Raw genomic sequence first — 20954 nt, 5'->3', positions numbered from 1 at the left:
CCCGCGCGGGACACGACCGCGCGAAAGGGTTGGGTGAAGGTGGCAGAAGGGCGGTGACGAGCGCATGACGGCCGACGAGCCCGGTAGCCACGCACCACCCAAGCCCGCACCGCGTCCGGGACCACGCCCCGGGCCGCGGCCGGTGAGCACGGGAGCGCACCAGCTGGTCGCACACCCGTCCAGCGACCCGCACCGGTTCGGCCGCGTCGACGACGACGGCACCGTCTGGCTGATCAGCGGGGCCGGCGAGCGGGTCGTCGGGTCCTGGCAGGCCGGCGACCGCGAGGCCGCCTTCGCCCATTTCGGCCGGCGCTTCGACGACCTGAGCACCGAGATCACCCTGATGGAGGAGCGGCTGGCCTCCGGGACCGCGGACGCCCGCAAGATCAAGGCCAACGCGTCCGCGCTGTCCGAGTCGTTGCCACGCGCGACCGTGCTGGGTGACGTCGACGCGCTCGCGGCCCGGCTGGCCGCCATCCTCGAGCACGCCGACGCCAGCATCGCGACCGACCGCTCCAAGCGCGAGGAGCACCGGGCCGCGCAGACCGCCCGCAAGGAGGCGCTGGCGGCGGAATGCGAGGACCTGGCCGCCAACTCGACGCAATGGAAGGCCGCCGGCGACCGGCTACGCACCATCCTCGACGAGTGGAAGACGATCAGCGGCCTGGACCGCAAGGTCGACGACGCGTTGTGGAAGCGCTACTCCGCGGCCAGGGACACGTTCAACCGGCGGCGCGGGGCGCATTTCGCCGAGCTGGACCGGGAGCGGTCGGGCGTCCGGCAGTCCAAGGAGCGGCTGTGCGAGCGGGCCGAGGAGCTGTCCGACTCGACGGAGTGGACCGCGACCAGCGCCGAGTTCCGCAAGCTGCTCACCGAGTGGAAGGCGGCCGGGCGCACGACGCGGGAGGTCGACGACGCCCTGTGGCGGCGCTTCAAGGCCGCCCAGGACTGCTTTTTCACGGCGCGTAACGCGGCGACGGCGGAAAAGGACGCCGAATTCCGCGCCAACGCCACCGCCAAAGAGGCACTGCTGGCCGAGGCGGAGAAGCTCGACATCGGCAACCTGGATGCGGCGCGGGCGGCGCTGCGGTCGATCGCCGACAAGTGGGACGCGATCGGAAAGGTGCCGCGGGAACGGTCCGCCGAGTTGGAGCGGCGGCTGCGCGCGGTCGAGAAGAAGGTGCGCGACGCCGGCGAGGCGGACTGGTCCGATCCCCAGGCTCAGGCCCGCGCCGAGCAGTTCCGGACCCGCGCCGAGCAGTACGAGCTGCAGGCCCAGAAGGCGGCGGCGGCCGGCCGGGCCAAGGAGGCCGAGGACGCCAGGGCCAACGCCGACCAGTGGCGGCAGTGGGCCGATGCGGCGGCCGAGGCGCTGACCCGCAGAAGCTAGTTCAGCATCCGGTACTTGCACGCAGTGCGCGGCATGCCTGGTGCAATCGTGCTGGGGACAAACGGGTGATGTGGCGCCGGAATGCCGTGCGCGGCAGCGTGTGAATGTTGTCGAAGTTGACGACGCAGTCGCTCGGTAGGCCGTCCTCGCCGGCAGTCAGTTCCAACTCCGAGACGAGACCTCGGCGGGTCCGGGTCAGTGCCGCTACGACGACCGCGCCGATCCGGTCCGCGAGGGGATCCCGGGTAAGGATGAGCACGGGCCGGTCACCGCCCGGGGTTGCGGCGAACCACAAGTCACCGCGCCGCATCGGCCCAGTCAGCCCAGTCCTCGGCAGGCCCCCAATCGGCGATCTGGGCCAGCGCCCGCTCTCCATCGTCCAGGGGCCGCTCGGCGTAGGCGCGCGCCTCCTGGTCGGCTGCGAGCTCGGCCAGGTGGCGGCGCAGAGCCTCGCGGAGCAGCTCAGATCGGTCGATGCGCAGCCGTCGCGCCCACCGCTCGACCTCGGCGGCGTCCGCGTCGTCGGCGCGGAAGCTGAGCATCGTCATACACCGATCATAAACCGTATGACGCACTGGCAACCGCTCGTCGCGATTCGGCATACCGGCGAGCGCGGCACGAGCCATCTACCGTTGCTCACCGCGTTCCACAGCGGGAGGCGTCCCGTCACCCGGGTCGTCCAGGCTGTCCAGCAGAGTCCTGGACTGTTGCTGGGCGGCGACGCGGCGGCGCTGTTCCTCGGCCGCCAGGTGCACGGCGGTGCGCGTCCACACCACACGGGTCCAGTGAAACGTCAAGAGGATCACAGTGATCCACGCGACGAAAAGCCCCAGCCCGGGTCCGGGATGCCCGGCGGCGACGGTCTGGCGCGACCAGACGGCCAACAGCCCGGTCGCCGACGCGATCGACGAGCCCGCCAGCGCGATCCAGGCCAGGGCCCACCGGCGCGTCAGCAGCGCCAGCATCGAAAAGCCCACCCCGAACACCAGCGCCAGCCAGGCGAACACCCGCGACGGCAGACCCACCGCGGCCGCGCCGGCGTCGTGGCTGGAAAACAGCACGTCCCAGCCGCGCACGTGGCCGGTGTGCGGCAGGATGAACGACGCCAGCAGCACGAACACCAGGATCGCGACCACCAAAGCCCTTGCACCGGGGTCGATTTCGCGCGCCACCCGGCGTTCGGCGGCCTCGATCTCGGTCCGCAACGCGTCGATGTCGGTGTGTTCGTTCTTCATCGGGCACATCCCAGGGGTTCTAGTGGTTCGAGGGTGGGTCCAACGGCGGGCATGCCGAGCCCGATCGTGCGCGGCCGCCGGCCGGCGGCGTGCGCGTCGCCGGCCCGGGTGCGGCGGTGGGTGAGGATCCCCGCGTCGGCGATGAGGTGATGCGGCGCGGCCTCGGTGATCTGTGTCGTGATGACGTCGCCGGGACGCACCGCGTCGGTCGACGCGAAGTGCACCAGCCGGCCGTCGCGCGCCCGCCCGCTCATCCGCGCCGTGATCGTGTCCTTGCGTCCCTCGCCGGCGGCGACCAGCAGTTCGACGGTTCGGCCGACCAGGGCCCGGTTGCCCTCCAGCGAGATCTTCTCCTGCAGCTCGACAAGCCGCTCGTAGCGTTCCTGCACAACGGCTTTCGGCAGTTGGTCGGGCAGTTCGGCGGCCGGGGTGCCGGGCCGCTTGGAGTATTGGAAGGTGAACGCAGCCGAGAACCGGGCCTGCCGCACGACGTCGAGGGTGGCGGCGAAATCCTCTTCGGTCTCGCCGGGAAACCCGACGATCAGGTCGGTGGTGATGGCCGCGTGCGGCATGGCGGCCCGGACCCGGTCGATGATGCCCAGATAACGCTCGGCGCGATACGAGCGGCGCATCGCGCGCAGCACCCGGTCGGATCCCGACTGCAGCGGCATGTGCAGGGCTTCGCAGACATTGGGTGTCTGCGCCATCGCCTCGATGACGTCGTCGGTGAACTCGGCCGGGTGCGGGGAGGTGAACCGCACCCGTTCCAGCCCGTCGATTTGTCCGCAGGCGCGCAGCAACTCGGCGAACGCGCCGCGGTTGCGCGGCAGCGCCGGGTCGGCGAAGGACACGCCGTAGGCGTTGACGTTCTGGCCCAGCAGGGTGACTTCGAGCACGCCGTCGGCGACCAGCGACCGCACCTCGGCCAGGATGTCGGCCGGGCTGCGGTCGACCTCCTTGCCGCGCAACGACGGCACGATGCAGAACGTGCAGCTGTTGTTGCACCCGACGGAGATGGAAACCCAGGCGGCGTAAGCGGATTCGCGGGCGCTGGGCAGCGACGACGGGAACTGCTGCAGCGCCTCGGCGATCTCTACCTGCGCGACCTTGTTGTGTCGGGCCCGGTCCAGCAGCGTAGGCAGCGACCCGATGTTGTGCGTGCCGAAGACGACGTCGACCCACGGCGCCTTGCGCAGCAGCGCATCCCGGTCCTTTTGGGCCAGGCAGCCGCCGACCGCGATCTGCATGTCGGGGTTGCCGCGCTTGCGCGGGGCCAGGTGGCTGAGGTTGCCGTAGAGCTTGTTGTCGGCGTTCTCCCGCACCGCGCAGGTGTTGAAGACGACGACGTCGGCGTCGGCACCCTCGGCCGCGCGGGCGTAGCCGGCCGCCTCCAGCAGCCCCGCCAGCCGCTCGGAGTCGTGGACGTTCATCTGGCAGCCGTAGGTGCGCACCTGGTAGGTGCGCACCGGGACCGCGGTCGAAGTCACGGGGCCATGGTACGGCGACCGTGGGTTATCGGATTAACCCGCAGCTAGACGCGGCGGCGCTCCCGTTCGGCCGCCAGCTCGGCCAGCACGACCTCGCAGGCCAGGTTCTGGCTGTAGCCGCGGCGCGCCAGCATCGCCACCAGCCGGCGCGTCACCCGCGCTTCGTCGCTCAGCGTCTCGCGGCGCAGCTTGGAGCGCACCAGCTCCTCGGCGCGGTCCCGCTCGGCGTCCGCGTCGATCCCGCCCAGCGCCGCGGTGATCACCTCGTTGTCCACACCCTTGGTGCGCAACTCGGCGGCCAGCGCGCGCTTGCTTTTGCCCGCCCGCGCGTGCCGGGAGGACACCCACTGCTCGGCGAACTCCGTGTCGTCGATCAGGCCGACGGAGGCCAGCCGGTCGAGCACCCGGGCGCTGACGTCGTCGGCGTAGCCGCGCTTGGCCAGCTGCCCGTTTAGCTCGGCCCTCGTGCGCGCTCTCGCGGTGAGCAGGCGCAGGCACAACGCCCGCGCCTGCTCTTCGCGGGAGGGCTCAGAAGTCGACGGGAGCGGGGAGGACATCGCCGGAGGGGTCGTCGGTCACGACCGCGCCAATGCCGAGCTTTTCCTTGATCTTCTTCTCGATCTCGTTGGCCACGTCGGCGTTTTCCATCAGGAAGGTGCGGACGTTCTCCTTGCCCTGGCCGAGCTGCTCGCCCTCGTAGGTGAACCACGAGCCGGACTTGCGGATGAAGCCCTGGTCCACGCCCATGTCGATCAGCGAGCCTTCACGGCTGATGCCTCGGCCGTAGAGGATGTCGAACTCGGCCTGCTTGAACGGCGGCGACACCTTGTTCTTGACCACCTTGACCCGGGTGCGGTTGCCGACCGCGTTGGTGCCGTCCTTGAGCGTCTCGATCCGGCGCACGTCCAGGCGCACCGACGCGTAGAACTTCAAAGCTTTTCCGCCCGTTGTCGTTTCGGGTGAGCCGAACATCACGCCGATTTTTTCGCGGAGCTGGTTGATGAAGATCGCGGTGGTTCCCGAGTTGTTGAGCGCGCCGGTCATCTTCCGCAGCGCCTGGCTCATCAGCCGGGCCTGCAGGCCGACGTGGCTGTCACCCATCTCGCCTTCGAGTTCCGCGCGCGGCACCAGGGCCGCCACTGAGTCGATGACCAGAATGTCCAGCGCGCCGGAGCGGATCAGCATGTCGGCGATCTCCAGGGCCTGCTCCCCGGTGTCGGGCTGGCTGACCAGCAGCGAGTCGGTGTCCACGCCGAGTTTCTTGGCGTAGTCGGGGTCCAGGGCGTGCTCGGCGTCGATGAACGCCGCGACGCCGCCGGCGGCCTGGGCGTTGGCAACCGCGTGCAGGGCGACGGTGGTCTTACCCGAGGACTCCGGGCCGTAGATCTCCACGACCCGGCCGCGGGGCAGGCCGCCGATGCCCAGGGCCACGTCCAGGGCGATGGATCCGGTCGGGATGACCGAGATCGGTTGACGCATCTCGTCGCCGAGACGCATCACCGAGCCTTTGCCGTAACTCTTCTCGATCTGGGCCATCGCCAGCTCGAGGGCCTTCTCGCGATCGGGGGCTTGCGCCATGATGCTCTCCTGTAGTCGGTGTTCTGTGACCGGTTTCGGTCGGTTGGCCGTGACACTAGAGAAGGCCACCGACAAGTCGTCCTCTTCAGTGATCACCACAGTAGCCGAACACCTGTTCGATTCAAGCTGACACGCCGGGCGCGGCGCGGCGTGTGGCAGCATCTGCTGCCGAAAGGCGCCGACGGGGCGGCGGCCAGAGCCAGAGGGTTTTCCCCGACGAGGATGGGTGGCCCGGACATGGACATCTCCGCCGAGCTCGCCGAGATCTCGTCCTACGGAGGCTTTTTCGCGCTTGCCGTGGGCGGCGACGCGGCGGGGTGGCACCCGGTCGGGCAGTCCTACGCCGACGGCTGCGCCGACTTGATCGACGCCACCGCCCGCCGCTACGGCACACCGGACCTGCGAATCGGCGCCTCGCTGGTCCACCTCGGCCACGCCACGCGGCTGTGGTCGCCGGTGCTGGCCTGCGCACTGGGCCACGGCGTCGTCCCCGACCTGAGCGGCCTGCAGCGCGCGAACGACGGGCCGCACCTGCGCATGCCCGAACCCGTCGGGACAGGCTCCCCGTCGGCCGAGCGGCTGTACCGCGTCGTCGTGCACGAGCACATGGAACCGCTGGCCGCCGGCCTGCCGGTGAAGCTGGCGCCCGCTCTGCTGGCCGGCAACATCGCGTCCGCCCTCGTCGGGGCCTCGCGGGCCCTGCTCATGGCGCGCCCCGACCTGCGCGGGCCGGTCGTCGCGATCACCGGCGCGCTGCTGGACGCCGGCGTGCTGGCCGGATCCGGCGAGCTCAGCGGCCCGCAGCTGGGCTTCCGGCGCCGCAGCTGCTGCCTGTTCTACCGCGTCCCCGAGGCGTCGCTGTGCGGCGATTGCGTGTTCGACCGGGTGCCGCCGCCGAACCGGAATCGACTGTGAATCCTGGGCTTTGATTCTGAAGCCTGGGCGGAAACCCGGGCCGAAACCCGCCCTACGCTCACGCTCAAAGCCTTGAACTCACACTCGATTCCAACGGGTCACCACTGCTCGCGCGGCACGTCGAAGTCGACGCACAACGCGCGCCAGACGTCGCGCGGCTCGACGCCTTCCTCGATCGCCTGCGCGGCGGTCCGGCCGCCGAAACCGCTGAGCACGTGATCGGCCAGCACCGACGCGCCGTAGGCGGCGCCGAACCGCAAGACCACCCGCTCGTTGAACTCCGTCAGCCGCACGTCAGCCAACTTACCCAGTGAGCGCCAGCGCTTCGTGGCACACGGCGACCGGGTCGGTGACGTCGGCGCTCCCGGCGGCGGCCCGCCGCGCGGCCCGCAGGTGCCCCGGCGACGACAGCACCCCGCCGACCGCGGCCGCCAGGGCGTCGGCGCTCAGCGGCCGGATCATCCGGCCGCTTCCCTGGCGCACCACCCGGTTGGCCATCTCCCACTGGTCCCCGCCGCCGGGGACCACGACCAGCGGGACCCCGGCCAGCATCGTCTTGGCCACCATCCCGTGGCCCCCGCCGCAGATCACCAGGTCGGCGTGCGTCAACAGCTCCGACTGGTGTCCCAGCCCGGCCACCGCGTACGGCGGCAGCGCCAGCTCGGGCCCGTCCAGCCACGAGATCACCAGGCGTGAGCCCGCCGGCAGCGTCTCCCCCGGCACCAGGCTTCCCAGCGCGACCTCGGCCAGCCCCGCGGTCCCGGTCAGCGCGGTCGACGGCGCGACCACGATCACCGGCCCGGCACCGGGCGGGATCTCGAGCACCCGATCGGTCGGCTCGAAGTGCAGCGGCCCGACGACGACGGCCTCCTCCGGCCAGTCCGGGCGGGGCACCTCCAGGGCGGGCAGCGTGGCGATCAGCCGGCGCAGCGGCCCCGGGTCGACGGCGGGCAACCCGATCTCGAGCCGGGCCGCCCCGCGCTGCTTGATACCGGCGCGCCAGGACCGCCCCGTCAGCGCCCGCATGGCCGCGTCGCGCAGCCGGCCGCGCACGCCGGTGCCCGGCGCCAGCCCGCTGCCGATCGGCGGCAACCCCTTCGACGGCAGGTACAGCGGATGCGGGTTGAGCTCGATCCACGGGATTCCCAACAGCTCGGCGGCCATGCCGCCGCCGGCGGTGATGACGTCGGAGACCACCAGGTCGGGCGCCAGGTCGCGCAGCGCGGGCACGTTGAGCACGGCCATCCGCGCCGCGCGCCGATGGATGCGGGCCCCGGCGTCGACGTCGTCGTCGGTGGCCGCCAGGCCGTCCAGCTCGACGGCCTCGACGCCGGCCCCGCGGGCGGCGCCGGTCCATTCCGCGCCGGTGAACAGGACGGGCTCGTCGCCGGCCGCGGCGAAGCGTTGGCACAGCGCGATGGCGGGAAACGAGTGCCCGGGATCCGGCCCGGCGACCACGGCGACGCGCATCGGCCCTACCCTGCCACAGCGCCGGGCTAGGCTGGCACCCATGACCGAGCTGACTGAGACCGGCGCTGCGAACATCCGCACGGTCGAGGGTTTCCTGAACGCCCTACAGGACGAGGACTTCGACACCGTGGACGCAGCTCTCGACGACGATCTCGTCTACCAGAACGTCGGGCTGTCGAAGATCCGCGGCGGCCGCCGCACCGCGAAGCTACTTCGAAAGATGCAGGGTCGCATCGGATTCGAGGTGAAGATCCACCGCGCCGCCGCCGACGGCGCCGCGGTGCTCACCGAGCGCACCGACGCGCTGATCCTCGGGCCGCTGCGGATCCAGTTCTGGGTGTGCGGCGTGTTCGAGGTACACAACGGCCGAATCACCCTCTGGCGGGATTACGTGGACGTCTACGACATGCTCAAGGCGACGGTTCGCGGCCTGGCCGCGTTGGTGATCCCACCGCTGAAAGCGACACTGTAAGACCATGAGCGACGTCCGCAGAAAGCCCAACCCGTGGCAATTCGTCCGCTATTGCGCCGGGGCGCGGTTGCCCGACTCGATGCGCGATTGGGTGCGCCACGACCTGGCCGGCAAGGGCGCCACCGGCCGGATGATGAGGCGCGTCGCGGTTCCGGCCGTGCTGGTGCTGGCCCCGTTCTGGTTGATCCCGACCACGCTGGACGTCCACCTGGGCATGACGCTGCCGATCCTGATTCCGTTCGTCTATTTCTCGCACGCGCTCAACAAGGTGTGGCGCCGGCACATGCTGGCGGTGCACGACCTGGACCCCGACCTCGTCGACGAACGCGCCCGCGAGCGCGACGCCCACATCCACCGGGCCTACATCGAGCGTTACAGGCCCCGGCCCGAGGACTGACCCCGTCTAGCGCCGGGGCAGCCCGCCCAGTTCGTCGAACGCCTGCGCCCAACCGAGCAGCCGATCGGTGGCGCCGACCAGCTCGCTGCGGTAGCGCTGCCGGGTTGCGCCGGTGTCGCCGTTAGCGGCGGACACCAATTGCGCTGCGGCGGTGACCATTTCGTTGTACTGGCGCACACCGGCGCTCAACTGCGCGGTGAACGCGTTGATGGTCGGCACCAGATGCGACCGCGACGACTCCGAGTGCTGGGCGGCGCGCTCCATCGACACCACCTCGGTGGCGGTGGTGGCCATCGCCGCCGAGGTCTTGCGGGCCGCTTCGGTCAGGTCACCGATTTCGTCCGCCGGCAGCATGGCGCCCCGCTCGATCACGCCGAGCAGCGAGAAGAATCCGCGCTCGGAGGCGCCCAGCGCGTACATCGAGGGCCGCGCGGCCGAACCGGGCGGGGGCAGCCGGCGGGCTCCGGCGGGCCGTTGTGCCGGCAGCGGCTCCGCGCGCAGCCACCGGTAGCGAAGCAGCAGCAGCGTCGCCGGAATCGCCAGCACCACCGCGACCGCGCCGGTGACCTGCAGCAGCAGCGTGAACCAGCCCCAGGCCGCCAGCACCCCGGTCACGGCGATCCAAAACAGGCACCCGACGCTGAATATCAGGCCCCACCGCAACGCCCGGCGGCGCCGGCGCAGCTGCCGGGCCCGCGGATCGGCGGCGGCGCTGATCTTTCGGGCCACCAGCTCGGAAACATCGGCGGCGGTCTCGAATCCCCGCTGCAACAACCCGCGCCACGGCCCCCGCTGGGTCGTTTTCACCGCCATCGCGGGCCGTCCGGCGCGTTACTGGCCAAGGGGCTTCTCGGCGACTTGGCCACCGCTGGTCTCGGCGGGCGCGGGGGTGGCAGGCGCGGCGTCAGCGGCCGTCCCGCCGGCCGGCAGGGCCTCGCCGCGCATCGACGCGCGGATCTGCTCCAGCCGCGAATGGCCGGCCATCTGGACGCCCGCCTGTTCGACCTCGAGCATGCGGCCCTGCACCGAACCCTGCGCGAGCTCGGCCGCACCCACCGCGTTGGCGTAGCGGCGCTCGATCTTCTCGCGAACCTCGTCGAGGTTGGGGGTGGTGCCCGGCGCGGCGATCTCGCTCATCGACCGCAGCGACGCGCTGACCTGTTCCTGCATCTTGGCCTGTTCGAGTTGGCTGAGCAGCTTGGTGCGCTCGGCGATCTTCTGCTGCAACACCATCGCGTTCTGTTCGACGGCCTTCTTGGCCTGGGCCGCGGCCGACAGCGCCTGGTCGTGCAGGGTCTTGAGGTCCTCGACGCTCTGCTCGGCGGTCACCAGCTGGGCCGCGAACGCCTCGGCGGCGTTGTTGTACTCGGTGGCCTTGGCGGCATCCCCCGCGGCGGTGGCCTGATCGGCCAGCGTGAGGGCCTGACGCACGTTGACCTGCAGCTTCTCGATGTCCGCCAGTTGCCGGTTGAGCCGCATCTCCAGTTGGCGCTGGTTGCCGATCACCTGCGCGGCCTGCTGGGTCAGCGCCTGGTGCTGGCGCTGCGCCTCCTCGATGGCCTGCTGGATCTGCACCTTCGGGTCGGCGTGCTCGTCGATCTTGGCGTTGAACAGCGCCATGAGGTATTTCCACGCTTTGACGAATGGATTGGCCATCAGTCAGCTCCACCTTCGCTTCCGGGTCTGCCCTGTCGCTCAATTTAACGGGTCGGCGCCGATCCCCCCACCCCTTGCGCCTGGAACAGCGCGAAGGTCAGGCCACGGCCAGCGACACCACGGGCGGAATGACAACCTTGGTGCCCGGATCGATGGAAGTGCCGGTCTCCGCGTAGGCGCCGCGCTCCGCGCTCGCCATCCGCTCGCCGGCGCCGGTGAGGAGCGTCGACAGCGGCACGTCCAGCGCGTCGCAGATGGCGTACAGCAGTTCGCTGGAGGGCTCCTTGCGCCCCCGCTCGACCTCCGACAGATACCCGAGGCTGACCCGCGCGGAGTCCGACACCTCGCGCAGCGTCCGGCCCTGTGACGTCCGGGCCCGGCGCAAAACGTCCCCGATGACCTCGCGCATCAATGGCGGCATCCTGCTCTCCTTCGTCCAGTCGGCCCTGCCCACACTCGAAATGTCACTAACAACCCCGCTTCAGCAGGCGCTCATTACGCTCAACGCCGGCGATGCCGGGCTGGTTCCCGCTCAGTCGGTCGCGTCGCGCACCGATTTGACGGTGCCGGCCACGTAGTCGACGCCGGTGACCACGGTGAGCACGATCGCGATCCCCATCACCACCGAGGCGGCCACGTGCAGCGCCCCCGGCAGCGGCAGCACGAACAGCCCGATCGCCAGCGCCTGCACGACGGTCTTGAGCTTGCCGCCCCAGCTGGCGGGGATGACGCCGCGGCGGATCACCGCCAGCCGCAGCAGCGTGACCACCAGTTCGCGGGTCATGATCACCACGGTCACCCACCACGGCAGGTCGCCCAGCATCGACAGCCCGATCAGCGCCGACCCGATCAGGAACTTGTCGGCGATCGGATCCACGAACGCGCCGAATTCGGTGGCCATCCCGTAGTTGCGGGCCAGCAGCCCGTCGAACCGGTCGGTGAGGCAGGCGATGGCGAAGATCACGAAAGCCGCTATCCGGTTGGCCATTTGGTGGCCGTCGGCGGTGAACAGCGCGAGCAGAAAGACCGGGACCAGCGCCAGCCGCAGCAGGGTCAGGGTGTTGGCGAGGTTGGCGATGCGGGCGCGGCCGGTCGGTCCCGTTAGCGGACCGGTCTGCGGCTGTCCCGACACGGCATCAGAATAACGGTTGACCAGCGTGCCCCTTCGCGTCGCCGATACTGTTACCCGTGACCGAAAGCTCCCGGGGCCGCGAGCCCGTGGTCCGGCGCGCGCGAACCTCGGATGTCTCCGCGATCAAACACCTCGTCGACACCTATTCGGGGCGGATCCTGCTGGAAAAGAACCTGGTGACGCTGTATGAGGCGGTCCAGGAGTTCTGGGTGGCCGAATACGAGTCCAAGGTGGTCGGCTGCGGGGCGCTGCACGTGCTGTGGGCCGACCTCGGCGAGATCCGCACCGTCGCTGTCGACCCGGCGATGACGGGCCACGGCATCGGCCACGCGATCGTCGACCGGCTGCTGCAGGTCGCGCGCGAGCTGGAGTTGCGGCGGCTGTTCGTGCTGACCTTCGAGACGGAGTTCTTCGCCCGGCACGGGTTCACCGAGATCGAGGGCACACCGGTGACCGCGGAGGTGTACGAGGAGATGTGCCGCTCCTACGACATCGGTGTCGCCGAATTCCTGGACCTGAGCTACGTCAAGCCCAACATCTTGGGCAATTCCCGGATGCTGCTGGTGCTGTAGGCGTGCTAAATGGCGAAAACCGGTGAACCGTTGAAGACGACCCAGGGCACGTACGGCGCGCCGGATTCCGAGATGAACGAAATTCCGGTGGGGCCTAACGGGCCATAGGCCTCGAGGATGCTCGCCGTCAAAGTGCCGGTACCCGAGAGCGGCCCGGAAAAATAAAAGCCCTGCGTGGTGTCCCAGAAATTGGTGGCATAAAACGAGTACTCGAAGTTGTTCGCCCCGACGGGAAGGCCTGACGCGGTCCAGCCGAAACCGTTGTTCAGAAAACCGAGATGAAGGTCGAACGGCGTGAAGGGCGCATCCGGCGGCCCGATGGGCGTTGGCGAGAAATAGGTGTTAGCCGACAGCAACGAAAAGTTACCGAATGGACTTCCGATGTACGCGTCCAGGGTCGACGACGTGGCCGTCGAGGTCGTGGCGACGGTGACGGGACCGTACTGCTGGGTTGAGCTGGTGAAGAAGTCGGGCGTGGCGTCGGCGGCCGCCGGGCCCACCGCGTGGATCGCGGCTTGCTGAGCGTTGGCGACCTCGGTGTTCAGGTACTGAGCCGCCCCGCCGTTCAACAGGTTCACGAACTGATCGTGAAACGCCGTTGCCTGGGCACTCGCGGCTTGGAATTCCCCGGCATGGCCGGCGAACAAAGCGGTAATCGCCGCCGACACTTCGTCTTGGGCCGGGGCCGCGATCGCCGTCGTCGGCGTCATCGCCGCCGTGAGGGTGCTGCGCAAAGTGGAGCCGATGTTCGCCAGGTTTCCGCTTGCCTGCGATACGAGTTCCGGTACGACACTGAGCAATGGCATGGCTAGCCTCCTTGGCTAGATAACCCCCCCGACCAGTTCGAGCTGATGCGCGAGACGCGGAGCCTAACACCGCCCGTCGCCGAGCGTGCAGTGGTTGTGAAATTCCGGCAGGAAACTCGCAGCAGTTTCACATTCGGCGTTATTCGGGGCCCCCATCGGAATTCGCAGTCCCCCGGATCAACGCCAGCGTCCCGGCGAGCTCGTCGGGCTTGACCAGCACCTCGCGCGCCTTGGAGCCCTCGGACGGGCCGACGATGCCGCGGGTCTCCATCAGGTCCATCAGCCGGCCGGCCTTGGCGAACCCGACCCGCAGCTTGCGCTGCAGCATCGAGGTCGACCCGAACTGGCTGGACACCACCAGCTCCACGGCCTGCAGGAACACGTCCATGTCGTCGCCGATGTCGGGGTCGACGTCGGTGCGCTCGCCGGTGGGCTTGGCGGTGGTGACGCCGTCGGTGTATTCGGGCTCGGCCTGGTCCTTGCAGGCGGCCACGACGGCGTGGATCTCCTCGTCGGTGATGAACGCGCCCTGCAAACGCAGCGGCTTGCTGGCGCCCATCGGCAGGAACAGGCCGTCGCCCATCCCGATCAGCTTCTCGGCGCCCTGCTGGTCGAGGATGACCCGGGAGTCCGTGAGCGACGACGTCGCGAACGCCAGCCGCGAGGGCACGTTGGTCTTGATCAGCCCGGTGACGACGTCCACCGACGGGCGCTGGGTGGCCAGCACCAGGTGGATGCCCGCGGCGCGGGCCTTCTGGGTGATCCGCACGATGGCGTCCTCGACGTCGCGCGGCGCGGTCATCATCAGGTCGGCCAGCTCGTCGACGATCGCCACCACATACGGGTAGGGGCGGTACTCGCGCTGGCTGCCCAGCGGCGCGGTGATCGCCCCCGAGCGCACCTTCTCGTTGAAGTCGTCGATGTGGCGCACCCGGGAGGCCTGCATGTCCTGGTAGCGCTGCTCCATCTCCTCGACCAGCCACGCCAGCGCGGCCGCCGCCTTCTTCGGCTGGGTGATGATCGGCGTGATCAGGTGCGGAATGCCTTCGTACGGCGTCAGTTCCACCATTTTGGGGTCGATCAGGATCATCCTGACCTCCTCCGGGGTGGCCCGCGTCAGCAGCGAGATCAGCATCGAGTTGACGAAGCTGGACTTGCCGGATCCCGTCGACCCGGCGACCAGCAGGTGCGGCATCTTGGCCAGGTTGGCGCTGATGAAATCGCCCTCGATGTCCTTGCCCAGCGCGATCACCAGCGGGTGGTGGTCGCGGCGGGTCGACGGCGCGGTCAGCACGTCGGCCAGGCGCACCATCTCGCGGTCGGTGTTGGGCACCTCGATGCCGACCGCGGACTTGCCCGGTATCGGGGCCAGCATGCGCACGCTCTCGGTGGCCACCGCGTAGGCGATGTTCTTCTGCAGCGCGGTGATCTTCTCCACCTTGACGCCGGGGCCCAGCTCGACCTCGTAGCGGGTGACGGTGGGCCCGCGCGTGCAGCCGGTGACGGCGGCGTCGACCTTGAACTGGGTGAGCACCTCGCTGATGGCGTCGGCCATCTGGGTGTTTGCGGCGCTGCGCTTCTTGGGCGGGTCGCCGGCCACCAGCAGGCTCAGCGACGGCAGCGTGTAGGGGCCCTCGACGACCCGGTCCAGTATTTCGGTGGTCTTCTTCGAGCGACGGCGGGCGCGCCCGGGTTCGGGAATGGTCGGCGTGTCGTCGGCCAGCGGAGCTTCGGCACTCGGGCCGTCAGCCGACGGCCAGGCCTGGGGCTGCTGTTCCGGGGACTCGTCGTAGTACCCGTCGGAGAAGTCGTCGCGGGGTGCGGGTTCGTCGTCGAACTCGTCGGCGTAGTCGTACGCAACGTCGTCGTCGTCATTGCCGCCCAGCCGGGGGCCGAACATGGCGCGGACCACGTCGGGCACCTCCCGGATGGTGGTGCCGGTCAGCAGCAGCAGCCCGAACATGAACCCGATGAACAACAGCGGCGCCGCGATCCAGGGGGTCAGCCCGTCCGACAGCGGCCCGCCGATGGCGAAGCCGACGAATCCCGCCGCGCGCCGGCGCAATTCGGGATCTTCCGGCGAGCCCGACCACAGGTGGCGCAGGCCGAGCGCCGACAGGGCGAGCAGGCTGCCCCCCAGGATCAGCCGCGGCCGCGCGTCGGGGTTGGGCTGGGTGCGCATCAGCGTCACGGCCACCGCGGCGGCGACGACGGGCAGCGCCAGCACGCCCGCGCCGATGAAGGTCCGCAGCACGGTGTCGACCCACGCCCCGACGGGCCGGGCGGCGTCGAACCACGAGCTCGCGGCGACGACGACGGACAGGCCGAGCAGGACCAGCGCGATCCCGTCGCGGCGGTGTTCGGGGTCGATGTCGTGGGCCCGCCCAAGCGACCGGGCCGCCCCGCCGGTCCCTCGCGCCGCCATCAGCCAGGTGGCGCGCATGGCCCGCCCGCAGGTCAGCCCGGCGCCGACCAACACCGACCGGTTGCGGCGTTTCGCGGGCCGGCCGGCCCTCTTGCGGGACGCCGCCGGTCGCCGGCTTGCGGGCTTGCCTCGCGAAGGGGCCTTTGACCTGCTCGTTCGGCTTCCGGAGCGGGCGGCGGTCTTACTGGGCATGACGCCAAGCCTAGTCGCAAACGCCCCATATTCACCATCTGCCACACGGGTCACAAAAACGTGACGGTCTGGTCGTCGACGCGTCTTTAATGGCCGGATGGCCGAAACCACTGCTGTTGACCCCTCCACCGGCTTCCCGACGGCCGGCAAGATCCGCTGCGCGGTGTATGCCGTCATCGCGATCGCCGCGCTGGTCGGCACCTGGAGCCAGAACGTCGCCTATCTCGACCGGCCCGGCCGGTTTCTCGCGGCGTTTCTCGACGACTCGAAGGTCACCGCCGCGTCGAGGTCGCTGACGGTCGACATCCTGCTGTTCTTCCTCGCCGCCGCCGTGCTCATGGTGGTCGAGGCGCGCAAGCACGGCGTCAGGTTCGTGTGGCTGTACATCCTGGGCGGATTCGCCATCGCCATCAGCGTGACATTCCCGTTGTTCCTGATCGCCCGCGAGTTGCGCGTCGCCAGGTCGAGCCCGGCGCGGCTGGGTCCCGTGGACACGGTTGCGCTGGCAGCCGTCGCGATCGCGGTCGCGGCCCTCACCATTTGGGTGGACGCGGGATAGGGTGGCAGCCGTCCCCCTCAGACCGCTAGGAGCCCGCATGCCCGTCGTCGTCGTCGCCACCATGACCGTCAAACCCGAATCGGTCGACACCGCCCGCGACATCCTCACCGCCGCGGTCGGCGAAGTGCACGACGAGCCGGGCTGCCAGCTGTACTCGCTGCACCAGACGGGCGAGACCTTCGTGTTCGTCGAGCAGTGGGCCGACGAGGATGCGCTCAAGGCGCACAGCACCGCGCCGGCGATCGGCAAGATGTTCGCGGCGGCCGGCGAGCACCTGGCCGGGGCGCCGGACATCAAGATGCTGCAGCCGGTGCCCGCGGGCGAGCCGGGCAAGGGACAGCTGCGCGCGTAATGGCCCGGCCGCTCGAGGGCAAGGTCGCCTTCATCACCGGAGCCGCGCGCGGTCAGGGCCGCGCGCACGCGGTTCGCCTGGCCGCCGACGGCGCCGGCATCATCGCGGTCGACCTGTGCGACCAGATCGCCAGCGTGCCCTACGCGCTGGCCACCCCGGAGGACCTGGCGGCCACGGTCAAGCTGGTCGAGGACACCGGCGCCCGGATCGTGGCGAGGCAGGCCGACGTGCGCGACCGGGGCTCGCTGTCCGCGGCGCTGCAGGCGGGCCTCGACGAGTTCGGCCGGCTCGATATCGTCGTCGCCAACGCCGGCATCGCGCCGATGTCCGCCGGCGACGACGGCTGGCGCGACGTCATCGACGTGAACCTGACCGGGGTGTACAACACCATCAAGGCCGCGATACCGACGATGGTCAAGCAGGGCACCGGCGGGTCGATCGTGCTGATCAGCTCGAGCGCGGGGCTGGCCGGCGTCGGCAGTCCCGACGCCGGTTCGGTCGGCTATGCCGCCGCCAAGCACGGTGTGGTCGGGTTGATGCGGGTGTACGCGAATCTGCTTGCCAAGCAATACATCCGGGTCAACTCGATCCATCCGTCGGGTGTCGAGACCCCGATGATCAACAACGAGTTCACCCGGGAATGGCTGGCCAAGATGGCCGCCGGCACCGAATCCATGGGCAACGCCATGCCGGTGGAGGTGCTGGCGGCCGAGGATGTCGCCAACGCGGTGGCGTGGCTGGTGTCGGATCAGGCCCGCTACGTCACCGGGGTCACCCTGCCCGTCGATGCGGGCTTTTTGAACAAGTAGTCCGCGATGGCACCGAACCCCGTGGCGCAGACCGCTTTCGGCCCCATCGTGTTGGCGGCCGTGGAGCGCAACGAGCCGCCGGGGAGCCGCCTGGTGGACGACGACCTGGCGGAGCTGTTCCTACCGGCCCCGCTGCGCTGGCTGGTCGCCGCGACCCGGTGGGCGCCGGCGCGGCGGCTGCTGGTCCGCGGCTCGGAGTACACCGGCCCCGGGCTGTGGGCGAATCTGGCCTGCCGCAAGCGTTTCATCGCCGACAAGCTCGACGCGGCGCTCGACGACATCGACGCGGTCGTCGTCCTCGGCGCCGGGCTCGACACCCGCCCGTACCTGCTCACCCGGCGGGTCCGCGTCCCGGTCTTCGAGGTCGATCTGCCGGTCAACATCGCCCGCAAGGCCAAGACGGTGCGGCGGGTGCTGGGCGAGTTGCCGCTGTCGGTTCGGTTGGTGGCGCTGGACTTCGAGCGCGACGACCTGCTCACCTCGCTGGCCGAACACGGCTATCGCACCGGCTACCGCGCGTTCTTCGTCTGCGAGGGCGTGACCCAGTACCTCACCGAAGGCGGTGTGCGGCGCACCCTCGAGGGCCTGCGCGCGGCCGCACCGGGCAGCCGGTTGGTGTTCACCTACGTGCGAAGGGATTTCATCGACGGCACCAACCGGTACGGCACCCGCACGCTGTACCGCAACGTGCGCGAGCGCCACCAACTGTGGCATTTCGGCCTGCAGCCCGAGGACGTCGCGGCGTTCCTCGGCGAGTACGGCTGGCGGCTGGTGGAGCAGGCCGGGCCCGACGAGCTCGTCCGCCGCTACGTCGAGCCCACCGGCCGCAAACTCGGTGCGTCCCAACTGGAATGGTCGGCCTACGCGGAAAAAAACGAGGTCTAGACCGCTCACACTTCCAAGACCGTCGGCACGATCATCGGCTGCCGGCGGTAGGTCTCGCCGACCCACTTGCCCACGGTGCGGCGCACGCACTGGGCGATCCGCACCGCGTCGGTCACGTTGTCGGCGGCCAGCTGCTCCAGCTCCACCTCGACCTTGCGCACCGCGGGCTCCAGCGCCTTGGGATCTTCGGAGAACCCCCGCGAAAGCAGTTGCGGCGCAACCACCGGACGCCCGGACTCGCGCGAGACGACCACGATCGCGGCGACGAAGCCCGACGACAGGATCAGCCGTTCGCCCAGGGTGATGTCGCCGACGTCGCCGGTGATCAACCCGTCCACGAACATCTTGCCCACCGGCACCGCCCCGGCGATCGAGGCCTGCCCGGCCATCAGGTCGACGCTGACGCCGTTCTCGGCCAACAGGATCGATTCCTCGGGCACCCCGGCGCGCGCCGCCAGCTTGGCGTTGGCACGCAGCATCCGCCAGGTGCCGTGCACCGGCATCACGTTGCGCGGCCGCACGCCGTTGTAGAGGAACAACAGTTCGCCCGCGTAGGCGTGGCCCGAAACATGCACGCGCACTTGCTGATTGGTGACGACTCGGGCACCGATCTTGGCCAGCGAGTCGATCACACCGTACACCGCTTCCTCGTTGCCGGGGATCAGCGACGACGACAGGATGATCAGGTCCTCCGACGTCAGCGTGATGCTGCGGTGCTCGCCGCGCGACATCCGCGACAGCGCCGACATCGGCTCGCCCTGGGTGCCGGTGGTGATCAGCACCACCCGCTCCGGCGGCATCAACTCGGCGGCCGAGATGTCGATCAGGTCGGAGTCGTCGGCCCGCAGGAAGCCCAGCTCCCGGGCGATGCCCATGTTGCGCACCATGGACCGCCCCACGAACGACACCCGCCGGCCCAAAGCCACTGCCGCGTCGATGATCTGCTGCACCCGGTCCACGTTGGAGGCGAAGCACGCCACGATGACGCGACCGTCGGCGCCCCGGATCAGCCGGTGCAGGGTGGGGCCCACCTCGCTTTCCGAAGGCCCGACGCCGGGGATCTCGGAGTTGGTCGAGTCGCACAGGAACAGGTCCACACCCGCGTCGCCCAGCCGCGACATGCCGGGCAGGTCGGTGGGCCGGCCGTCGAGCGGAAGCTGGTCGAGCTTGATGTCGCCGGTGTGCAGGACGGTCCCGGCGCCGGTGTGCACGGCGATGGCCAGCGCGTCCGGGATGGAGTGGTTGACGGCGAAGTACTCGCACTGGAACACACCGTGGGTGGTGCGCTGCCCCTCGGCCACCTGCACGAAGGCCGGCTTGATCCGGTACTCGCGGCATTTCGCGGCGACCAGCGCCAGGGTGAACTTCGAGCCGACGACCGGGATGTCGGGCCGCAGCCGCAGCAGGAACGGGATCGCCCCGATGTGGTCCTCGTGCGCGTGGGTCAGCACCAGCGCCTCGATCTCGTCGAGCCGGTCCTCGATGTGGCGCAGGTCGGGCAGGATCAGGTCGACGCCGGGCTCGTCGTGGGTGGGGAACATGACGCCGCAGTCGATGATCAGCAGCCGGCCCAGGTGTTCGAAAACCGTCATGTTGCGGCCGATTTCGCTGATGCCGCCCAGCGCGGTGACCCGCAGCCCGCCCGGGCGCAGGGGTCCCGGCGGGGCGAGGTCTACATCCACTTGGCGGCCACCCTTTGGCTTACCTGAGCACCGACGCCGCGCGCATGTCGGCGGCCAGTGACTCGACCTGTGCGGGGGTGGCCGGCAGCTGCGGCAGCCGGGGCTCCCCGACGTCGATGCCCTGCAGGCGCAGTCCGGCTTTGGACATCGTCACCCCGCCCAGGCGGGCCATCGCGTTGCACAGCGGGGCGACGGAGCCGTTGATCTTGCGGGCGGTGCTGATGTCCCCGGAATTGAAGGCGGACAACAACTCCCGAAGTTGGCCCGCGGCCAGGTGGCCGATCACGCTGATGAAGCCGGTGGCGCCCATCGCCAGCCAGGGCAGGTTCAGCGCGTCGTCGCCGGAGTAGTAGGCCAGGCCGGTCTCGGCCATGATCTGGCCGCCGCCGTGCAGGTCGGCCTTGGCGTCCTTGACGCCGACGATGTTGGGGTGCCGGGCCAGCGTGTGCAGGGTCTCGGGTTCGATCGGCACGACCGAGCGCGGCGGGATGTCGTAGAGCAGCACCGGCAGCTCGGTGGCGTCGGCGACGGCGGTGAAGTGCGCGATCAGCCCGGCCTGCGGGGGCTTCGAGTAGTACGGCGTGACGACCAGCAGCCCGTGCGCCCCCTCGGCCGCGCAGGCCCTGGCCAGGGCGACGCTGTGGGCGGTGTCGTAGGTGCCCGCGCCGGCGATGACGCGGGCCCGGTCCCCCACCGCCTCGAGCACGACACGCAACAGCTCGCGCTTCTCGTCGTCGCTGGTGGTCGGCGACTCGCCGGTGGTGCCGGAGAGCACCAGGCCGTCGCACCCGGCATCCACCAGGTGCTTCGCCAGCCGCACCGCCGCGGCGGTGTCCAGGGCGCCGTCGGCGGCGAAGGGGGTCACCATCGCGGTCAGCAGGGTTCCCAACCGGGCGGGGACGTCGAATCCGACGGAACTCACGGTCTCCAGGTTACCTGG

Annotated in this window: 25 protein-coding genes; 9 read left to right on the top strand and 16 right to left on the bottom strand. The window is 70.1% G+C overall.

Going from position 1 to position 20954, the window contains the following annotated elements:
* Nucleotides 1-64 precede the first annotated feature (64 nt).
* Complete coding sequence (locus tag AC5Y43_RS01340; protein WP_499968518.1) at nt 65-1390, top strand: DUF349 domain-containing protein; 1326 nt, start codon at nt 65-67, stop codon at nt 1388-1390.
* Nucleotide 1391: 1 nt separating this feature from the next.
* Here the strand turns inward: AC5Y43_RS01340 and AC5Y43_RS01335 are convergent, their stop codons facing one another.
* The 6 genes from AC5Y43_RS01335 to recA form a co-directional block, all read right to left on the bottom strand.
* On the bottom strand, nt 1392-1700 hold the full coding sequence (locus tag AC5Y43_RS01335) for a type II toxin-antitoxin system PemK/MazF family toxin (RefSeq protein WP_499968516.1): 309 nt from the start codon (nt 1698-1700) through the stop codon (nt 1392-1394).
* Nucleotides 1687-1932, bottom strand: a complete 246-nt coding sequence (locus AC5Y43_RS01330; protein ID WP_499969354.1) for a ribbon-helix-helix protein, CopG family — start codon at nt 1930-1932, stop codon at nt 1687-1689. Before AC5Y43_RS01330 ends, AC5Y43_RS01335 begins: the two co-directional genes overlap by 14 nt.
* Before the next feature lie 84 nt (nt 1933-2016).
* Complete coding sequence (locus AC5Y43_RS01325; RefSeq protein ID WP_499968514.1) at nt 2017-2634, bottom strand: Rv2732c family membrane protein; 618 nt, start codon at nt 2632-2634, stop codon at nt 2017-2019.
* Nucleotides 2622-4112 carry a tRNA (N6-isopentenyl adenosine(37)-C2)-methylthiotransferase MiaB gene (gene miaB / locus AC5Y43_RS01320; RefSeq protein WP_499968511.1) on the bottom strand — a complete coding sequence of 497 codons (1491 nt, stop codon included), beginning with the start codon at nt 4110-4112 and terminating at the stop codon, nt 2622-2624. Before miaB ends, AC5Y43_RS01325 begins: the two co-directional genes overlap by 13 nt.
* A gap of 44 nt (nt 4113-4156) precedes the next feature.
* On the bottom strand, nt 4157-4669 hold the full coding sequence (gene recX / locus AC5Y43_RS01315; protein WP_499968509.1) for a recombination regulator RecX: 513 nt from the start codon (nt 4667-4669) through the stop codon (nt 4157-4159).
* Nucleotides 4641-5690 carry a recombinase RecA gene (gene recA, locus AC5Y43_RS01310; protein ID WP_499968507.1) on the bottom strand — a complete coding sequence of 350 codons (1050 nt, stop codon included), beginning with the start codon at nt 5688-5690 and terminating at the stop codon, nt 4641-4643. The genes recX and recA overlap by 29 nt, the downstream gene beginning before the upstream one ends.
* Before the next feature lie 237 nt (nt 5691-5927).
* Here recA and AC5Y43_RS01305 point away from each other — a divergent pair, with 237 nt between their 5' ends.
* The gene (locus AC5Y43_RS01305) at nt 5928-6605 is read left to right on the top strand and encodes a (2Fe-2S)-binding protein (protein ID WP_499969352.1); all 678 of its coding nucleotides are present in this window, start codon (nt 5928-5930) and stop codon (nt 6603-6605) included.
* Nucleotides 6606-6703: 98 nt separating this feature from the next.
* Here AC5Y43_RS01305 and AC5Y43_RS01300 read toward each other — a convergent pair whose 3' ends face one another.
* Together AC5Y43_RS01300 and AC5Y43_RS01295 are read right to left on the bottom strand one after the other, a co-directional pair.
* Nucleotides 6704-6898 (bottom strand): DUF3046 domain-containing protein, encoded by a 195-nt coding sequence (locus AC5Y43_RS01300; protein ID WP_499968505.1) that lies wholly within the window; start codon nt 6896-6898, stop codon nt 6704-6706.
* A 10-nt stretch (nt 6899-6908) separates the two neighbouring features.
* Entirely contained in the window at nt 6909-8075 is a 1167-nt protein-coding gene (locus AC5Y43_RS01295) for a glycosyltransferase (protein ID WP_499968503.1), read from the bottom strand.
* Nucleotides 8076-8115: 40 nt separating this feature from the next.
* Between AC5Y43_RS01295 and AC5Y43_RS01290 the strand changes: the two genes are divergently transcribed.
* Together AC5Y43_RS01290 and AC5Y43_RS01285 are read left to right on the top strand one after the other, a co-directional pair.
* A complete protein-coding gene (locus AC5Y43_RS01290) occupies nt 8116-8547 on the top strand; it encodes a limonene-1,2-epoxide hydrolase (RefSeq protein WP_499968501.1) in 432 nt (143 codons plus the stop codon).
* A 4-nt stretch (nt 8548-8551) separates the two neighbouring features.
* Entirely contained in the window at nt 8552-8944 is a 393-nt protein-coding gene (locus tag AC5Y43_RS01285) for a DUF5313 domain-containing protein (protein WP_499968498.1), read from the top strand.
* Between the two features lie 6 nt (nt 8945-8950).
* On the opposite strand, the gene pspM is transcribed toward AC5Y43_RS01285, so the two are convergent.
* From pspM to pgsA, 4 genes are all read right to left on the bottom strand, one after another.
* Nucleotides 8951-9757 (bottom strand): phage shock envelope stress response protein PspM, encoded by an 807-nt coding sequence (gene pspM / locus AC5Y43_RS01280; RefSeq protein WP_499968496.1) that lies wholly within the window; start codon nt 9755-9757, stop codon nt 8951-8953.
* An 18-nt stretch (nt 9758-9775) separates the two neighbouring features.
* Nucleotides 9776-10600 carry a phage shock protein PspA gene (pspA, locus tag AC5Y43_RS01275; RefSeq protein ID WP_499968494.1) on the bottom strand — a complete coding sequence of 275 codons (825 nt, stop codon included), beginning with the start codon at nt 10598-10600 and terminating at the stop codon, nt 9776-9778.
* A 97-nt stretch (nt 10601-10697) separates the two neighbouring features.
* Nucleotides 10698-11021, bottom strand: coding sequence for a transcriptional regulator ClgR (clgR, locus tag AC5Y43_RS01270; RefSeq protein WP_499968492.1), 324 nt, complete (start codon nt 11019-11021; stop codon nt 10698-10700).
* Between the two features lie 111 nt (nt 11022-11132).
* The gene (gene pgsA / locus AC5Y43_RS01265; RefSeq protein ID WP_499968490.1) at nt 11133-11732 is read right to left on the bottom strand and encodes a CDP-diacylglycerol--glycerol-3-phosphate 3-phosphatidyltransferase; all 600 of its coding nucleotides are present in this window, start codon (nt 11730-11732) and stop codon (nt 11133-11135) included.
* 56 nt (nt 11733-11788) lie between these two features.
* Between pgsA and AC5Y43_RS01260 the strand changes: the two genes are divergently transcribed.
* Nucleotides 11789-12304 carry an amino-acid N-acetyltransferase gene (locus AC5Y43_RS01260; RefSeq protein WP_499968489.1) on the top strand — a complete coding sequence of 172 codons (516 nt, stop codon included), beginning with the start codon at nt 11789-11791 and terminating at the stop codon, nt 12302-12304.
* 5 nt (nt 12305-12309) lie between these two features.
* Here the strand turns inward: AC5Y43_RS01260 and AC5Y43_RS01255 are convergent, their stop codons facing one another.
* Nucleotides 12310-13110 carry a PE family protein gene (locus AC5Y43_RS01255; protein ID WP_499968486.1) on the bottom strand — a complete coding sequence of 267 codons (801 nt, stop codon included), beginning with the start codon at nt 13108-13110 and terminating at the stop codon, nt 12310-12312.
* A gap of 139 nt (nt 13111-13249) precedes the next feature.
* Entirely contained in the window at nt 13250-15727 is a 2478-nt protein-coding gene (locus tag AC5Y43_RS01250; RefSeq protein WP_499968484.1) for a DNA translocase FtsK, read from the bottom strand.
* A gap of 97 nt (nt 15728-15824) precedes the next feature.
* Between AC5Y43_RS01250 and AC5Y43_RS01245 the strand changes: the two genes are divergently transcribed.
* From AC5Y43_RS01245 to AC5Y43_RS01230, 4 genes are read left to right on the top strand one after another with little or no spacing between them, the layout of a single operon-like run.
* Entirely contained in the window at nt 15825-16286 is a 462-nt protein-coding gene (locus AC5Y43_RS01245; protein ID WP_499968482.1) for a DUF2834 domain-containing protein, read from the top strand.
* Nucleotides 16287-16323: 37 nt separating this feature from the next.
* Nucleotides 16324-16638: a putative quinol monooxygenase gene (locus tag AC5Y43_RS01240; RefSeq protein WP_499968480.1), complete on the top strand. Its 315-nt coding sequence runs from the start codon at nt 16324-16326 to the stop codon at nt 16636-16638.
* Nucleotides 16638-17447 (top strand): mycofactocin-coupled SDR family oxidoreductase, encoded by an 810-nt coding sequence (locus AC5Y43_RS01235; protein ID WP_499968478.1) that lies wholly within the window; start codon nt 16638-16640, stop codon nt 17445-17447. The genes AC5Y43_RS01240 and AC5Y43_RS01235 overlap by 1 nt, the downstream gene beginning before the upstream one ends.
* Before the next feature lie 6 nt (nt 17448-17453).
* Nucleotides 17454-18332 (top strand): SAM-dependent methyltransferase, encoded by an 879-nt coding sequence (locus tag AC5Y43_RS01230; RefSeq protein ID WP_499968476.1) that lies wholly within the window; start codon nt 17454-17456, stop codon nt 18330-18332.
* A 5-nt stretch (nt 18333-18337) separates the two neighbouring features.
* Here the strand turns inward: AC5Y43_RS01230 and AC5Y43_RS01225 are convergent, their stop codons facing one another.
* Both AC5Y43_RS01225 and dapA read right to left on the bottom strand, forming a co-directional pair.
* On the bottom strand, nt 18338-20014 hold the full coding sequence (locus AC5Y43_RS01225; RefSeq protein ID WP_499968474.1) for a ribonuclease J: 1677 nt from the start codon (nt 20012-20014) through the stop codon (nt 18338-18340).
* Nucleotides 20015-20033: 19 nt separating this feature from the next.
* Nucleotides 20034-20936 (bottom strand): 4-hydroxy-tetrahydrodipicolinate synthase, encoded by a 903-nt coding sequence (dapA, locus tag AC5Y43_RS01220; protein WP_499968471.1) that lies wholly within the window; start codon nt 20934-20936, stop codon nt 20034-20036.
* Between the last annotated feature and the right edge of the window lie 18 nt (nt 20937-20954).

The sequence above is a fragment of the Mycobacterium sp. NGS57 genome (assembly GCF_059812405.1).
Note: the sequence above shows the minus strand (reverse complement) of the source record. Positions and strands in the feature narration are given on the sequence as shown.

Excerpts from the sequence above, each read along its gene's own strand:
- AC5Y43_RS01340 (WP_499968518.1), top strand. The coding sequence starts at position 65 with ATGACGGCCGACGAGCCCGGTAGCCACGCACCACCCAAGCCCGCACCG.
- AC5Y43_RS01335 (WP_499968516.1), bottom strand. The coding sequence starts at position 1,700 with ATGCGGCGCGGTGACTTGTGGTTCGCCGCAACCCCGGGCGGTGACCGG.
- AC5Y43_RS01330 (WP_499969354.1), bottom strand. The coding sequence starts at position 1,932 with ATGCTCAGCTTCCGCGCCGACGACGCGGACGCCGCCGAGGTCGAGCGG.
- AC5Y43_RS01325 (WP_499968514.1), bottom strand. The coding sequence starts at position 2,634 with ATGTGCCCGATGAAGAACGAACACACCGACATCGACGCGTTGCGGACC.
- recX (WP_499968509.1), bottom strand. The coding sequence starts at position 4,669 with ATGTCCTCCCCGCTCCCGTCGACTTCTGAGCCCTCCCGCGAAGAGCAG.
- recA (WP_499968507.1), bottom strand. The coding sequence starts at position 5,690 with ATGGCGCAAGCCCCCGATCGCGAGAAGGCCCTCGAGCTGGCGATGGCC.
- AC5Y43_RS01305 (WP_499969352.1), top strand. The coding sequence starts at position 5,928 with ATGGACATCTCCGCCGAGCTCGCCGAGATCTCGTCCTACGGAGGCTTT.
- AC5Y43_RS01295 (WP_499968503.1), bottom strand. The coding sequence starts at position 8,075 with ATGCGCGTCGCCGTGGTCGCCGGGCCGGATCCCGGGCACTCGTTTCCC.
- AC5Y43_RS01290 (WP_499968501.1), top strand. The coding sequence starts at position 8,116 with ATGACCGAGCTGACTGAGACCGGCGCTGCGAACATCCGCACGGTCGAG.
- AC5Y43_RS01285 (WP_499968498.1), top strand. The coding sequence starts at position 8,552 with ATGAGCGACGTCCGCAGAAAGCCCAACCCGTGGCAATTCGTCCGCTAT.
- pspM (WP_499968496.1), bottom strand. The coding sequence starts at position 9,757 with ATGGCGGTGAAAACGACCCAGCGGGGGCCGTGGCGCGGGTTGTTGCAG.
- pspA (WP_499968494.1), bottom strand. The coding sequence starts at position 10,600 with ATGGCCAATCCATTCGTCAAAGCGTGGAAATACCTCATGGCGCTGTTC.
- clgR (WP_499968492.1), bottom strand. The coding sequence starts at position 11,021 with ATGCCGCCATTGATGCGCGAGGTCATCGGGGACGTTTTGCGCCGGGCC.
- AC5Y43_RS01255 (WP_499968486.1), bottom strand. The coding sequence starts at position 13,110 with ATGCCATTGCTCAGTGTCGTACCGGAACTCGTATCGCAGGCAAGCGGA.
- AC5Y43_RS01250 (WP_499968484.1), bottom strand. The coding sequence starts at position 15,727 with ATGCCCAGTAAGACCGCCGCCCGCTCCGGAAGCCGAACGAGCAGGTCA.
- AC5Y43_RS01245 (WP_499968482.1), top strand. The coding sequence starts at position 15,825 with ATGGCCGAAACCACTGCTGTTGACCCCTCCACCGGCTTCCCGACGGCC.
- AC5Y43_RS01240 (WP_499968480.1), top strand. The coding sequence starts at position 16,324 with ATGCCCGTCGTCGTCGTCGCCACCATGACCGTCAAACCCGAATCGGTC.
- AC5Y43_RS01235 (WP_499968478.1), top strand. The coding sequence starts at position 16,638 with ATGGCCCGGCCGCTCGAGGGCAAGGTCGCCTTCATCACCGGAGCCGCG.
- AC5Y43_RS01230 (WP_499968476.1), top strand. The coding sequence starts at position 17,454 with ATGGCACCGAACCCCGTGGCGCAGACCGCTTTCGGCCCCATCGTGTTG.